Source organism: Terrabacter sp. FW104-15G4B, from assembly GCF_058790095.1.
Map to the genome: position 1 here is coordinate 20688 of NZ_JBYTCI010000012.1, position 14759 is coordinate 35446.

Below are 14759 nucleotides of genomic sequence, written 5' to 3' on the forward strand. Positions count from 1 at the left end.
TGACGATCGCCATGCTCGCTGACCGCCCGGATGTCGGAGCGCGAGGGTGGCAGGAGCGCGTGCCGGGGCTGGGCCTGGTGCGGTCCTACGAGCGGTCATGGTTGCCGAAAGACATCGTCGCCGGCTTGGTACTGTCCGCGCTGCTGGTGCCGCAGGGGATGGCCTACGCCGAGCTGGCCGGGCTGCCGCCCGTGACGGGTCTCTACACCTCGATCCTGTGCCTGATCGGGTATGCGATCTTCGGGCCCTCTCGGGTGCTCGTGCTCGGACCGGACTCCTCGCTGGGGCCCATGATCGCGGCGACCATCGCTCCTCTGCTGCTGGCGGGCGGAGACCCCGCTCGAGCCGTTGCGCTCGCGTCGATGCTGGCGGTCATGGTCGGCGTCGTCATGGTCATCGCGGGACTGGCGCGGTTCGGCTTCGTCGCCGACCTGTTGTCGAAGCCCACCCAGATCGGCTACATGAACGGGCTGGCGCTCACGATCATGGTCGGCCAGCTGCCCAAGCTCTTCGGCTTCTCCACCGATGCCAACGGTCTCGTGGCCGAGGCAGGCGCATTCCTGTCGGGTCTGTTCAGCGGTGCGGCGAACCGCACCGCCGCGGTCATCGGAGTCAGCGCGCTTGCCGGCATCCTGCTCCTGAACAGGTTCATCCCGAAGGTGCCGAGTGTCCTCGTGTTCGTGGCCCTGACGGCCGTGGCGGTGAACGTGTTCGACCTCGAGGGTCAAGGCATCGACACCATCGGCGTGCTTCCACAAGGACTGCCGGCCCTCACCATTCCGCACGTGGGCTGGGGCGACGTCCCACCACTCCTGGTGGGAGCCGTGGCCATCGCCGTCGTGGCACTCGCCGACACGATGTCCACGGCCGCGAGCTTCGCGGCCCGCCGGGGCGAACGCGTCCGAGGTGACCAGGAGATGATCGGCATCGGGGCCGCGAACATCGCGGCCGGCGCCTTCCAAGGCTTCCCGGTCAGCACCAGCGGTTCGCGGACCGCGGTCGCGGAACAGGCTGGCTCCCGGTCCCAGGTCACCGGGGTCGTCGGTGCAGGGATCATCGCCGTCGTCCTGCTCTTCGCCAACTCCCTCATGCAGTACGTGCCGCAACCCACCCTGGCGGCCGTCGTGATCGCGGCGGCTGTGTCGCTGACCGACGTTGCCGGGACGCGTCGCCTCTGGCTACAGCGCCGGGTGGAGTTCCTGCTGTCCCTCATCGCGCTGCTCGGAGTGGCCCTCCTCGGGGTGCTGCCCGGCATTCTCATCGCAGTAGGGCTGTCCATTCTCAACGTCTTCCGTCGCACCTGGTGGCCGCACCAGGCAGAGCTCGGCCGCGTCGAGGGGATCGCGGGAATGCACGACACCGAGAGCTACCCGGAGGCCGAACAGCTGCCCGGCCTGTTCATCTACCGTTTCGACGCGCCGCTCATCTTCGCCAACGCCCGGAGCTTCGGCGAGACGGTGCGCGGGATCGCTGAAGACGACCCGACGCTGCGCTGGATCATCGTGGCCGCCGAGCCGATAACCGACGTCGACACCACAGCCTCGGACATGCTGCAGGAGCTCGACACGTGGCTGAATGCGCGCGGTGTGTCCCTGGTCTTCGCGGAGATGAAAGATCCGGTGCGGGCCAAGATCGAGCGGTACGAGCTGACGCGCACGATCGACCCGGAGCATTTCCTGCCGACCGTCGACGATGCCATCGCCGAGTACAGCCGCCAGAGCGGCGCAAGCTGGCGGGTCCCGGAGGAGCCGGCATGATCAGGTCCGGTTCACAACGTCAGGTCTCCCGCCCCTCCTAGCAACTCAGCCGCCGCGCGGCCCAGTAGCCCCGGGCTGCATCTGGTCGGCCCGACGATGCCCACGAGGCTGATCGAGTTGAGGACCGCTCGGTCACACGGCCACAGGCGCAGCCGCCGTGCGGGTGGAGACGGAAGCGGCGTCGTGCGCCCGCCGAACGCGGAGGATCGCCTTGAAGAGCTCACCGAGGAGGAGGAGCGCGACGGCGGGCACCAGGATGATGGCCCATTGCGAGCCGGTGAGCGCGGTGGTGTGGAACAGGTCCTGCAGCACGCGCATCTGGGTGATCAGCATCGCGCCGACGAAGGCCCAGGCGAAGGCCCACAGCAGTTTCGGGTTGGACAGGGTCGCGCTTCCGAAGGCGCTGTCCTCGGGGAATCGGAGGTTGAGCGCGAGGGACACGTTCATGACCGAGAGGCCGACCAGCGCCATGGTCTGTCCCACCTCGAGCGAGTCGTAGGTGGTCTTGCCGATCTGGACCAGGACCAGCGTCGCGGCAGCCATGAAGAGGCCGTTGACGAACAGCCGAATCATCATCGACCTGACGATGATGGCCTGGTCGAAGGGTCGCGGCCCACGCCGCATGATCCCCGGGCTGGCGATGTCCAGCCCCATGACGGCGCCGATCGGGGCTACCACGGCCATGTGGATCCACAGCACCTGAGAGGGGATCAGCAGCGCGGTGCCGGCGATCTGGAACGCGCTCGAGCCGAGGAACGCCAGGACGAACATGAACAGGTTGGCGATCTGGATCCGCAGGAACTTCTGCAGGTTGTCGTAGACCGATCGTCCTTCCTCGACTGCCGCCACGATGGTGGCGAAGTTGTCGTCCGTCAGGATCATCTTGGCGGCACCCTTGGCGACGTCCGTGCCGGTGACGCCCATGGCGATGCCGATGTCCGCCGCGCCGATGGCCGGTGCGTCGTTCACCCCGTCCCCTGTCATCGCGACGATGTGGCCGTTGCGCTTGAGCACGTCGACGAGCCTGACCTTGTGCTCAGGCGCCACCCGGGCGATGACGCCGATCTCGTCGACCTGCTTGGCCGCCTGTTCGTCGTCGAGCGCTGCGAACTCAGCACCGGTCATGGCGCGTCCCTCGATGCCCAGCTCGCTCGCGATCGCGGCGGCGGTGACGGCGTGGTCTCCCGTGATCATGCGGACCCGGATCCCGGCCTGCTTGGCCTCGGCGATGGCCTTCGTCGCCTCGGCCCTGGGCGGGTCGACCTCGCCGACGAGGGCCGCGAGCTCGAGGTCCTGCATGAGGGCCATCAGGTCGGCGGAGGGGTCGAAGGTGGCGGGGTCGAACTCCCGCTGGGCGAAGGCGAGGACGCGCCGGCCCTGGCCGGCGATGCGGTCGTTCTCGGCGAGGACCTTGGCGCGCATCTCGGCGGTCAGCGGCTGGCTCAGGCCACCCGGCATACGCGCCTGCGTGGAACGGTCCAGGAGCACGTCCGGGGCGCCCTTCACGTACGCCCGTACGACAGGGCGACCGTCAGCCCCAGGCATCGTGTGGAAGGTGGCCATGAACTTGTAGTCGGAGTCGAACGGCACTGCTGCGATGCGCGGGTGGCTCTGACGGAACTGCCTGACGTCGATGCCGCCCTTCTGCGCAAGAACGTAGAGGGCGCCCTCGGTGGGGTCGCCGACGACGACGCCGTCCTGGATGTCGGAGTCGTCGCACAGCGCGCACGGGAAGAACACGTGGTCCAGGTTGGTCTCGGCATCACCGACCGTGCGCTGCACCTGACCGTCGAAGCTGTAGCCCTCACCACTGACCGTGTAGCGATGAGCAACCGTGGCGAACTCACGGACGGTCATCTGGTTCATCGTCAGGGTGCCGGTCTTGTCGGAGTTGATCGCCGAGGTAGAGCCCAAGGTCTCGACGGCGGGCAGCACCTTCATGATCGCGTTCTTCTTGGCCATGTTGACCGAGCCCACCGACAGGATCGTTGTCACGACTGCCGGCAGAGCGTCTGGAATGGAGCCGACGGCCAGGGCGACACCGATGCCGAAGAGGACCGTGAAGGACTCACCCTGGGCAAGGCCCATGACCAGGATCGCGATGAACGCGAAGAGGGCTGCGCCGATGATGAAGATCGTGAGCCGGTCGACCTGCTTGGTCAGGGGTGTCTTCTCCACCTTCTGCCCGGCCAGCAGGTGTGCGATGTGCCCGACCTCCGAGCCCATCCCGGTCGTGGTCACCAGGATCTCCCCGTGGCCGCGCGTGACGTTGGTGTTCATGAACGCCATGCAGGTGCGATCGCCGATCGCCACGTCGGCCGCGCCGAGCGCCTGCGTGTCCTTCTCGACAGCGACGCTCTCGCCGGTCAGGGCGCCCTCCTCGATCTGCAACGTGGCGGCGACGATCACGCGGCCATCTGCTGGCACGCGGTCACCAGCGTCGACGAGAACGATGTCCCCCGGCACGATGTCTTCGGCGGGGATCTCGAGGACGGAGCCGTCGCGCCGCACCTTGGCCACCGCCTTCAGCATCGCGCCGAGAGCCGCGGCTGCCGCGTGGGCCTTCCCTTCCTGGTGGTAGCCCAACCAGGCGTTGAAGAGCGTCAACAGGGCGAGCCCCACCGCGGTGCCCCACTCACCGATCAGCAGGCTGACGATCGCCGCGATCACGAGCACGATCTGCATGTAGTCGCGGTAGTGCTTGAGGAACTGCTTCCAGACCGGCTCCGGCTCCTCCTCGGCGATCGCGTTCTGGCCCGACGTCTCGAGCCGCCGCTTCGCCTCCATCACCGTCAGGCCCCTGACGGGGTCGACGTCCAGCCGTATGAGCACCTCGTCCACCGGGAGCGCCCACCACGCGACTGCGTGATCGGGCCGAGCGGCAACGGTGGGAGCGATGACCTTCTCGGACATGCTCTTCCTCCCTAGGACGACGCGGTCAGCCGTGAAGAGATCGGCGCGTTCAGAATGGTGTGGGGATGAAGCGCGGCGGCAGGGCCGGGGCCCGGTAGTCACCGGCCGCCTGGCGCTCCGGCAGCTCGACGTCACGTATCTTCAGCGGCTCGTAAGGCACCTGGCTCAGCAGATGACTGATGATGTTCAGGCGGCCACGTCTCTTGCTGTTGGTGTGCGCGACATGCCACGGGGCCCAAGGGGTGTCCGAGGCGGCGAACATGGCGTCCCTGGCGCGGGAGTAGTCGTACCAGCGGCTGTAGGACTCCAGGTCCATGTCCGAGAGCTTCCACACCTTTCGCGGGTCGTGGATTCGGTTCTCGATCCGGCGCGTCTGCTCGTCAGGCCCGACCTCGAGCCAGTACTTGATCAAGATGATCCCCGAGTCGACCATGGCCTTCTCGACACCGGCGATCTGCTCGAGGAAGCGTTCGGTCTGGGCTGGCGTGCAGAACCCCATCACCCGCTCGACCCCGGCTCGGTTGTACCAGCTGCGGTCGAAGATCACGACCTCGCCAGCGGCTGGGAAGTGTTGGACGTACCGCTGGAGGTACATCTGTGACCTCTCCCGCTCGGTCGGCGCCGGCAGGGCGACCACTCTGAACACGCGCGGGCTCACGCGCTCCACAAGTCGCTTGATCGTGCCGCCCTTGCCTGCCGTGTCGCGTCCCTCGAACACCACGCACACCTTGGCGCCGGATGCTTTCACCCACTCCTGCATGGCCACGAGCTCAGCCTGCAGGGGCGCAAGCTCCGCCTCGTAGTGCTTCCGACGCAGCTTCGTCCTGTCGGGGGGCCCGTCCCACTCACCCGATGCCCCGAGGGGAAACTCGTCGGTCTCGACTGCGCTCTTCTTGCTCATCGCTGGCCTCCTGCACGACGCCGACGCGTCTGCGGTCGCGGCCCAAAGGAGTCGCTCGCTGTCCTCGTAGGCTAGCTCCGGTGTCGGCTCGGCGCCGGACCTTCCTGGAACGTCGGCGGAAAGCCTGACCAGCCACGGCATCGTCCGTGGGCAACCGCAAGGCTCGCGTCGGGTTCCGAGCCACACGCACCTGCTCGGGTGCGTCGTGCCTCAGCACCCGTGATGGTGGCCGCACGTCCACGGGTTTCGTGGCTTGTCCCTTCGTGGCGGGCCTCATGCTAGGTCTGCCCCCACCCGGGAGGCTCAGCCGTTCGGCATGACATCTGGGCCACTCTTTCGAGCGCCTTCCGCACGGATGTGCCGTACGTCGTCGTGACGCAAGGAGCGCGACCAGGCCGTGTGCGCGCCCTCCCCGAGCCCTTCTGCGTCCACCGGGACGGCGACGTCCGATCGCAGCGACCATGCGGTGCTCCTGTCACGGGCGACAGCAGTTCGGTTGCACTGCAAGCGTGCCCGCGTCGACTGATGCAAGGGCCGGGTGGGCCGCCTCTCGGCCGAGACGACGACGTGCAGGATCGCCTGTCCTCGTGAGTCGTCCACGACGTTCGGACGATACCCAGCGTCGTCGTATGCCGTGCCACCCGGGGAGGCTTGCGCCCACCGGATGCCCTGCTGATCCCCATGCCGTCCGGGGGTCATCCCGCGAGAGTGACGCCCCGACTGTCAGGGGGGTGCGGACAATCATCCATGAGAGGCTCCCGCAAGATCGTGAGCACCGTCGGCGCGCCACTGGTGCTTGCAGCGGTGGCCGCACTGGGGGCATGCTCAGGCACCGGGTCCGTGTCGTTACCGACCCGTGCTGGCGCAAGCCTTCCCAGCGGGGCCCTTCCCAGCACCCCCCTTCCCAGCACCGCGCTCGCCGGCGCGGCGCTGCCCAGCATCGACGCGCCCAGCCTCAACGTGCCCTCGGGCAGCCCGTCGTCCGAATCCAACCCGACTCGCCCTGTCGACACGGCCACCGTCACCGCGACACAGACCAAGACGCAGACCGAGACGGCCACGCGAACCGCCACGGTGACGAACACCCAGACGGCGACGCAGACGGCCACCCGGACCGCGACGGTGACGAACACCGTGACGAAGACCGCGACCCAGTCATCCACCCCGACTGCGAACCAGACAGCCGCCCTCGTGCCGGCGGCCAACCCTTCGACGCCCGGGCACGACGAGGGCACGACGTGGTGGCCGTGGCTGCTGCTCGGCCTTGCGCTCGCCGGTCTGGTGTGGCTGCTGGTGCGCCGGCGTCGGGCGGAGGCCGCCGTCCGCGCTTGGGACGAGCGCCTCGCTGCTGCGGACGGCGAGGCGTCGTGGGTCGAGGACTCGCTGACGACTCAGGTGCTCTCGCGGGCCAGCACCGCGGAGGCGCAGACGATCTGGCTTGCCGCGCAGCCGCGACTGCTGCAGGCCGACAAGGACTTCCATGAGCTTGCCGCCGACGCGCCCGACGGGCCTCGCGCCTCTCGCGCCACAGACGTGCGAGGGCTGCTGCGGGGCCTCGTGGAGGCGGTCGGCGCAGACCTCGCCGCCCCCCGCAGCGCCGGACCCGACGACTTCAGGGCTCGCCGCGCCGTGGTGGACTCCGCCCGGCGTGGATTGCGCGATGCCCTCAACCAGGTCACTGCCTCCGTCGAGGCAGGGGTCGCAGGCGTGCCCGGGCCCGGCACCAGTGGCTGAGCGGCCGACGTCGATCGGCTGTGGTGACGAATCTGGACGACCGAGGAACGACGGGCCGTGACCATCGCACCGCCGGCCTCGAAAAGTCCTGTGGCCCGTGCCCCCTCGGGTGAGGGGCACGGGCCACAGACACCCCCGTACGAGCGGGGGAACATGGGGTGAGTGACGGGACTTGAACCCGCGGCCACCTGGACCACAACCAGGTGCTCTACCAGCTGAGCTACACCCACCATGCACAACACGAGCCGGGCCCGAGGGCTCGGCGCCGTGTCACGGCGTCGACAATGCTACAGGCTCCCGTGGGGTGCTCGTGACCACCCCGCCGGACGGCATACGCCATGCCTCGGGAGGCACCCCCGCACCGCTCAGTGCTCGATGACGTGGGGTGTCGCGAGGGCCTTGGCGGTGGCACTGTCGGGTCCGGGCTGCGGGACGAAGACCGCCGCACGGTAGTAGCGCAGCTCGGCGATCGACTCGCGGATGTCGGCAAGCGCGCGGTGGCCGCCCGACTTCTTCGGGGCGTTGAAGTAGACGCGGGGGTACCAGCGGCGTGACAGCTCCTTGATCGAGCTGACGTCGATGATGCGGTAGTGCAGGTAGGACTCGAGGACCGGCATGTCGCGGGAGAGGAAGCCGCGGTCGGTCGCGACCGTGTTGCCGCCGAGCGGGGCCTTGCGGGGCTCAGGCACGAACGTTCGGACGTAGTCGAGGACGATGTGCTCGGCCTCCTTCAGCGTCACGCCGGAGTCGAGCTCGGTGATGAGGCCGGAGGACGTATGCATGTCGCGGACGAAGTCGTCCATCTGCTCGAGGGCCTCGTCCGGCGGCTTGACGACGACGTCGATGCCCTCGCCGAGCTGGTTGAGCTCGAAGTCCGTGACGAGGGCAGCCACCTCCACCAGGGCGTCCGACTTCAGGGACAGGCCCGTCATCTCGCAGTCGATCCAGATGATCCGGTCAGCGATGGCACGGTGGTTGGTGTCGGTCACGGCTCCCACCATAGAGGCTGGGAGCCGAACGCCCCACGCCGTGACGGTGTGCGCGAGCCCGGCTGAGCGGCGAGGCGCTGCACTAGCCTGCCCTCATGACCTCAGGGGACGTGTCGACACACGCAACAGGCGACCCGGGCGGCCAGCCGCAGCAGTGGATCCCGGGCCCCAACCCGACCAGACGTCCACTGCTGCGCTCGGTCCTGACGATCGGTGTCGCGGCATCCGTCTTCCTGCTCTGCCTGCTCATCCTTCTGGGCATCCTCGGTGAGCGGCTCACCGCGCAGACTCTCGTCACGTCCGCCCTCATGGCAGTCATCCCGCTCTTCATCATCGTGCCGACCTTCCTGTGGCTCGACCGCTACGAGGCGGAGCCGGTCCGCTACATCGTGTTCGCCTTCCTGTGGGGCGCGCTCGTCGCAGTGGTGGGGGCCTTCTTCCTCAACACCTTCGGCCTCGAGCTGCTCGTGGAGTCGAGGTGGACCGACCCGCTGGAGACGGGCGCCGTCTATCTCGCGCCCGTCACGGAGGAGACCCTCAAGGGTCTCGGGATCCTGCTCATCTACCTGCTCCGCCGCCGTGAGTTCGACGGCATCGTCGACGGCATCGTCTATGCGGGCCTGATCGGGGCCGGCTTCGCCTTCAGCGAGAACGTCCTCTATCTCGGGCAGGCCTACAACGAGTACGGCAGCGAAGGACTCAGCTCGACGTTCCTCGTCCGCGGACTCATGGGGCCGTTCGCCCACCCGCTCTTCACCTCGCTGACCGGCATCGGGATCGGGATCGCGGTCACGGCGAGACGGCCCCTGGTGCGTGTCCTGGCGGTCCTCGCCGGATGGCTGTGCGCGATGCTGCTCCACGGCCTGTGGAATCTCTCGGCACTCGCCGGTCTGGACGGGTTCTTCCAGGTCTACGTGACCTACCAGGTGCCGCTCTTCCTCGCCTTCGTCGGGTTCCTCCTCTGGTTGCGTCGGCGCGAGGGCCGGCTCATCGGGCGCTACCTGTCCCCGTATGCCGACGCGGGCTGGCTCACGCACGCCGAAGTGGTCATGTTGACCAACCTGCGGCTGCGCCGAGCCGCTCGCGACTGGGCCCGCCAGAACGGCGGGCGGGCGGCCAAGCGGTCGATGGATGCCTTCCAGGACAGTGCGAGCGACCTCGCGCTGTTGCGGTCCCGAATCGTCCACGGCACAGCCGAGCCCGGTGCGTCTGAGCGGGAGGTGGTGCTGCTCGAGTCGATCTCGACGCACCGCCGCAACTTCCTCGGCTCGCCCGTGACGTGAACGGTGGCGTGCGTCGCGATGCCTATCATTGGACGTCGCCCGAGCCGGGCGACCGGCCCCTGTAGCTCAGCGGATAGAGCAAGAGCCTTCTAATCTCTTGGTCGCAGGTTCGAGTCCTGCCGGGGGCGCCACCGAAAACCGGCTCTGACCTGCGGAGATGTGAAATCCCTCCCCAGCGCATGCAATATGTGTGCGATAAGAGCACCGAAAGGGGGCCACTCTCATGTGGCTCATCCCCAAACAACCCCGCCAGGTCCTCACCTACCACGGGCGGCCGGTAGAGCTGCTACGCGACCACGCTGACGGCAAGCGCACGAACGGCCGCCGGGTCGAGCACGCAGTCATCCGCGACACTGACGGCCGAATCCGCACGGTGCGGCGTGACCTGCTGACCGGATGGGCGGACGCGACCTAGGCGCTGTCCCGGCGCCGCGTGTCGCACTGTGTTGCGGGCGCTCCATTGCGTCATGGTGTGCCCATGGATGCGCCCGTCGTCGTAGCAGTCATGAATGACCGTTCCGACGTGGAGGCTGTGCAGTGCTTGCACACAGCGCCCCAACGCGCGCCCGAGCCGCACCGGACGGTGCGAGTCATACGTGACCGGGATGCGTTCTTCGCGCTCATGCAGGAGTGGGACGCCAACGAGGTGCGCTACGACGAAGCATTCATAGCCCCGGAGTGGTGGCCGTCGCTGGCCGACATGGCGAGCCACGCGAGCTAGATCACGAAGACAGGACAGGGGCACGATGCGGCACGCGGTTCCGATGACACGCATTACCTGGGAGGTGCTGTGCAGCTTCGCCCAGACCACTCGGAATGACCGACGCGCAGACGCGCACACGCGCCGGGTGCTGCGTCAGGTCGAGGAAGCGGAGAAGGTCTACGTCGAAGTCAACGACGACTTCATGGTCTTCGCCAAACTCGACACGGGGGAAGCCCTGATCCTTCGAGGCGTCTGCAAGTCACTCCTATCCGCATGGATCGAGACTCTTCCTGGGGACCGCGCTCTCTGGACCGAGCAGGACCGCGTATCGGCGGACTGCATGGAGTTGGACATGAGCGAGATGGTGATGCACGCGACCGGCGTTACGGCGACGAACGCGAAGCCGAAGCGGGGCTGGTTCAGAGCACGGTCGTAGGCGGGGGAGCCGACGGGAGCGACGCGTCCGTTGCCGTCGGTCTGCCTTTATGTCCCCCCGCATGACGGTGTCGCCACGCTCGACCACCACGCCATGCGAACGGCGGCCGCTTGGCGTCTGCTCGACCTGGCCAAAAGCCCTGGCCCGGGGCCGCTCACGGAGTTGGGCTGTGAGGGTCCCCGACACGACTGCATCAGAGGCCGCCTCCTTCGACTAGGGGGTGGGGCGTCGCTGCCGATTTGTGAGGGCGGCGGGTAACCTCCGCATGTGATTACGGGAGAGCTCAAGGGCAAGATCGACCGCGTGTGGGATGCCTTCTGGTCGGGCGGTATCAGCAACCCACTCGAGGTCATCGAGCAGATCACCTACCTGCTGTTCATCCGGCGCCTCGATGACATCCAGACCCGCAAGGAGGCGCAGGCCAAGTTCGCTGGCAGCATCCAGGACCCGGTCTACCTGCCGGGCCAGAAACACCTGCGGTGGTCGCACTTCAAGAATGAAGACGCGCAGGTCATGTTCCAAACCGTCGGCCAGCAGGTGTTCCCGTGGCTCCAGCAGCTCGGTAAGCAGGTCAACGGCGGCGACCATTCGACGTACTCCGATCACATGAAGGACGCCCGCTTCACCATCCCGACGCCGGCACTGTTGTCGAAGGTCGTCGACATGCTCGACGACGTGCCGATGGAGAAACGCGACACCAACGGCGACCTCTACGAGTACCTCCTGAGCAAGATCGCCGCATCCGGCACGAACGGCCAGTTCCGCACCCCACGGCACATCATCGAGCTCATGGTCGCCATGACCGCGCCGAAGCCGACCGACGAGATCTGCGACCCCGCCTGCGGCACAGCCGGGTTCCTCGTCGCGGCGTCCGAGTACGTCCGCACGCAGCACCCCTCGGTCATGACCGACGCCCAGCAGCGCAAGCACTTCCACCAGGGCATGTTCCACGGCTACGACTTCGACAGCACCATGCTGCGTATCGGCAGCATGAACATGCTCATGCACGGCATCGAAAGCCCCGACATCCGATACCGAGACTCGCTCTCGGAGGGCGCGAGTGGCGACGCCGAGAAATACACGCTTATTCTCGCCAACCCGCCCTTCGCGGGCAGCCTGGACTACGACTCGACCGCCAAGGACCTGCAGCGCGTCGTCAAGACGAAGAAGACCGAGCTCCTCTTCCTCGCCCTGTTCCTGCGCCTGCTCAAGCCCGGCGGGCGCGCGGCGGTCATCGTCCCCGACGGCGTGCTCTTCGGGTCGAGCACCGCGCACAAGGCGCTGCGCCGGACCCTCGTCGAGGACCACAAGCTCGACGCCGTCGTCAAGCTCCCGGCCGGCGCGTTCAAGCCGTACGCCGGCGTGTCGACCGCGATCCTCTTCTTCACCAAAACCAACAGCGGCGGCACCGACCATGTCTGGTTCTACGACATGCAGGCAGACGGGTGGAGCCTCGACGACAAGCGCACCCCGCTGCTGCCTGAGGACAAGCTCGGTTGTGGGCCGCTGGGCTCGCTCACCGTCGAAGAGCACCTCCGCAACAACCTCCCCGACGTGCTTAGGCGCTGGCATGCACTTGGAGAGGAGAAAGGCCGGGAGCGGACCGAGCAGTCCTTCCTAGTGTCCAAAGATGACATCGTCGGCCAGAGCTACGACCTGTCCCTTAACCGGTATAAGGAAGTCGTCCACGGCCAGGTGGAGCATCGGGTACCAGAAGAGATCATCGCCCAGCTTGAAATACTCGAAGCCGAGATCCAGCAGGGCCTCGCCGACCTCAAGGCGATGCTCGGATGAGTGAGTGGCCCAAGCGCGCCCTAGGGTCTGTCGCCACGATCGAACGCCGTGGCCTGGCACCCGCGCAGATTCTTCAAGGTACGAAGTATCTCGGTCTGGAGAATATCGACCGCGGCGGCAAAATCAACGGCTACCACACCATTGGCGAAGTCACCGTCGCCAGCACGAAGTTCGCGTTCTCAGAGCGCCACGTCCTCTTCGGCAAGCTCCGACCAAACCTTGGCAAGGTCGCAAGGCCCGACTTTGGCGGGGTGTGTAGCACAGACATCCTGCCGGTGCTGCCCGGTCCGGAACTCGACCGCGGCTACCTGACGCACTTCTTGCGCCAGCCCAACATCGTTGCATTCGCCGCGTCGCGTGCTGCAGGCGCCAACCTTCCGCGTCTCAGTCCTACTGAGCTCGCCAAGTTTCCCATTCCGCTGCCGCCGATTGAGGCGCAGCGGAGGGTTGCAGCCATCCTGGATCGGGCGGACGCGCTGCGCGCCAAGCGCCGCCAAGCCCTCGCCCTCCTCGACGACCTCACTCAGTCCATCTTCCTGGACATGTTCGGCGATCCTGCGGCGAGCGATGCCCCCCGCCCGAAGTTGAGACAGATGGTCTTCGGCATCGACAGCGGCAAGAGTCCTGTATGCGAGGGGCGCCCTGCGGCCGATGACGAATGGGGCGTGCTCAAGCTCGGGGCCGTAACATACGGCGACTTTCGACCCGATGAGAATAAGGCCTACCTAGGTCCGCGCGACGGAATGTCGAGGAATGAGGTCCACTCTGGGGACGTGCTCCTGACACGTAAGAATACGCGTGAGCTCGTGGGCGCCTGTGCTCTAGTCCGTGATGTTCGTCCGCGCCTACTCCTGCCAGACCTCATCTTTCGCATCAAGCTCGACAAGTCGCGAGTCAACCCCGTGTACTTCCAAGCCTTGCTGATGATGCCCGCGAAACGGAGGCAGGTGACCAGCCTTGCATCCGGTTCGGCGGCGTCGATGCCGAATATCTCGAAGGCGCGCTTACTCGAGATGCCGATTGAGTTGCCGCCACTAGATCGGCAGGCAGACTTTGCTGGCCGGATCGCGAGCACCTCCCTTTCGAGGTTGGACATGTCCCGGCAGGCCGCCCACTTCAACGCGCTTTTTGCCGCATTGCAGGCGCAAGCGTTTTCGGGCCAGTTGTGATGGTGCATATCGGGACCGATCTCGCTTGGAACACTCGGTTCGGATGCGTGGGTGTTCGTTCCAATGTGCCCTGCGATCTTGGAGAAGGCTTATGAAGACCGTGCCGACGTGGGATCAGTACATGGCGCCGTCGCTGCGCGTGCTGTCGGATGGTGAGGTTCATCGGACGCGCCCAATCGTGGAGGCAGCTGCCGACATACTGGGCGTCACGGAGGAGCAACGCGAGATCCTGATCCCCTCTGGGCAGGAGCAGTGGGTGAACCGCGGCAACTGGGCTCTTTCCTACCTTGCTCGCGCTGGCGCCGCGGAACGCCCATCGCGGGGGCGCTACCGCATCACCGACGTTGGCAGGAAGCTATTGGCTGCCCACCCTGGCGGGATCACTGAGAGGGACCTCCGGGCCTTGGCTGGTGACCCCAACGCTCCCCATACCTGGAAGGCATTTCCGAATCCAGCGACACAGGCTGAGGTTGTCGGGGGCGAGGAAACATCACTCGACCCCACCGAACAGGTTGAACGAGGCATCGCCCGCATTCACGCGAACGTGGCAAGCGAACTGCTGGAACGCCTGCATGCCCAGGAACCCGCATTTTTTGAGCAGGCTGTGCTCGATCTATTGATCGCCATGGGGTACGGCGGCGCAGATGGAAAAGCTACGCGGACCCAGCTCTCTGGTGATGGCGGTATCGACGGGATCGTCGATCAGGACGCCCTCGGGTTGAGCCGGATCTCATGTACAGGCGAAGCGGTACGCGCTCGACTCCTCAGTGGGCCGACCCGAGATCCAAGCCTTCGTGGGAGCCCTGCACGGCAACCAAGCCAATCAAGGCGTATTCATCACCTCCGGCCGCTTCAGCACCGGTGCGCGCGCCTACGCCGATTCAGTTCCCACGCGGGTCGTGCTCATCGACGGCGAGCGGCTGGCATCACTGATGATTCGATACGGAGTCGGAGTCCAGGTGCGGCGCACCGTACATATAGTCGAGATCGACGAAGACTTCTTCGAGTAATCCCCTAGGACCGAGCAGGTGCGCCCGTACCGTGGCGGGCGGAAGGACAAGATCGAGATTGGATCACCAG

At 66.7% G+C, this 14759-nt stretch carries 12 protein-coding genes, 2 tRNA genes and 1 pseudogene; 11 read left to right on the forward strand and 4 right to left on the reverse strand.

The features are described from left to right. Positions 1–11: 11 nt before the first annotated feature. Entirely contained in the window at positions 12–1757 is a 1746-nt protein-coding gene (locus tag AC3WRT_RS11255; RefSeq protein ID WP_492721907.1) for a SulP family inorganic anion transporter, read from the forward strand. Between the two features lie 132 nt (positions 1758–1889). On the opposite strand, the gene AC3WRT_RS11260 is transcribed toward AC3WRT_RS11255, so the two are convergent. Both AC3WRT_RS11260 and ppk2 read right to left on the reverse strand, forming a co-directional pair. Beyond that, the gene (locus tag AC3WRT_RS11260; protein ID WP_492721909.1) at positions 1890–4670 is read right to left on the reverse strand and encodes a cation-translocating P-type ATPase; all 2781 of its coding nucleotides are present in this window, start codon (positions 4668–4670) and stop codon (positions 1890–1892) included. Between the two features lie 49 nt (positions 4671–4719). Further along, entirely contained in the window at positions 4720–5571 is an 852-nt protein-coding gene (ppk2, locus tag AC3WRT_RS11265) for a polyphosphate kinase 2 (protein ID WP_492721911.1), read from the reverse strand. A 747-nt stretch (positions 5572–6318) separates the two neighbouring features. Between ppk2 and AC3WRT_RS11270 the strand changes: the two genes are divergently transcribed. Continuing rightward, entirely contained in the window at positions 6319–7305 is a 987-nt protein-coding gene (locus tag AC3WRT_RS11270; RefSeq protein ID WP_492721912.1) for a hypothetical protein, read from the forward strand. 154 nt (positions 7306–7459) lie between these two features. Here the strand turns inward: AC3WRT_RS11270 and AC3WRT_RS11275 are convergent. Together AC3WRT_RS11275 and orn are read right to left on the reverse strand one after the other, a co-directional pair. Next, positions 7460–7535: transfer RNA gene (locus tag AC3WRT_RS11275), tRNA-His, on the reverse strand. A 135-nt stretch (positions 7536–7670) separates the two neighbouring features. After that, on the reverse strand, positions 7671–8306 hold the full coding sequence (gene orn, locus AC3WRT_RS11280) for an oligoribonuclease (RefSeq protein WP_492721913.1): 636 nt from the start codon (positions 8304–8306) through the stop codon (positions 7671–7673). Positions 8307–8389: 83 nt separating this feature from the next. Between orn and AC3WRT_RS11285 the strand changes: the two genes are divergently transcribed. The 9 genes and pseudogenes from AC3WRT_RS11285 to AC3WRT_RS11325 all read left to right on the forward strand — a co-directional run bounded on the left by AC3WRT_RS11285 (position 8390) and on the right by AC3WRT_RS11325 (position 14689). Beyond that, the gene (locus AC3WRT_RS11285; RefSeq protein WP_492721916.1) at positions 8390–9577 is read left to right on the forward strand and encodes a PrsW family intramembrane metalloprotease; all 1188 of its coding nucleotides are present in this window, start codon (positions 8390–8392) and stop codon (positions 9575–9577) included. Between the two features lie 55 nt (positions 9578–9632). Next, positions 9633–9708: transfer RNA gene (locus tag AC3WRT_RS11290), tRNA-Arg, on the forward strand. Between the two features lie 92 nt (positions 9709–9800). Next, on the forward strand, positions 9801–9992 hold the full coding sequence (locus AC3WRT_RS11295; RefSeq protein ID WP_492721918.1) for a hypothetical protein: 192 nt from the start codon (positions 9801–9803) through the stop codon (positions 9990–9992). A gap of 63 nt (positions 9993–10055) precedes the next feature. Beyond that, complete coding sequence (locus AC3WRT_RS11300; RefSeq protein WP_492721921.1) at positions 10056–10298, forward strand: hypothetical protein; 243 nt, start codon at positions 10056–10058, stop codon at positions 10296–10298. 43 nt (positions 10299–10341) lie between these two features. Further along, complete coding sequence (locus tag AC3WRT_RS11305) at positions 10342–10716, forward strand: hypothetical protein (protein ID WP_492721923.1); 375 nt, start codon at positions 10342–10344, stop codon at positions 10714–10716. Between the two features lie 267 nt (positions 10717–10983). Next, positions 10984–12510 carry a type I restriction-modification system subunit M gene (locus AC3WRT_RS11310; protein WP_492721925.1) on the forward strand — a complete coding sequence of 509 codons (1527 nt, stop codon included), beginning with the start codon at positions 10984–10986 and terminating at the stop codon, positions 12508–12510. Continuing rightward, complete coding sequence (locus tag AC3WRT_RS11315) at positions 12507–13679, forward strand: restriction endonuclease subunit S (RefSeq protein ID WP_492721929.1); 1173 nt, start codon at positions 12507–12509, stop codon at positions 13677–13679. The genes AC3WRT_RS11310 and AC3WRT_RS11315 overlap by 4 nt, the downstream gene beginning before the upstream one ends. 121 nt (positions 13680–13800) lie before the next feature. Further along, positions 13801–14349, forward strand: a pseudogene (locus tag AC3WRT_RS11320) (winged helix-turn-helix domain-containing protein); the annotation flags it as partial. Between the two features lie 124 nt (positions 14350–14473). After that, positions 14474–14689 carry a restriction endonuclease gene (locus tag AC3WRT_RS11325; protein WP_492721932.1) on the forward strand — a complete coding sequence of 72 codons (216 nt, stop codon included), beginning with the start codon at positions 14474–14476 and terminating at the stop codon, positions 14687–14689. Positions 14690–14759: the final 70 nt, after the last annotated feature.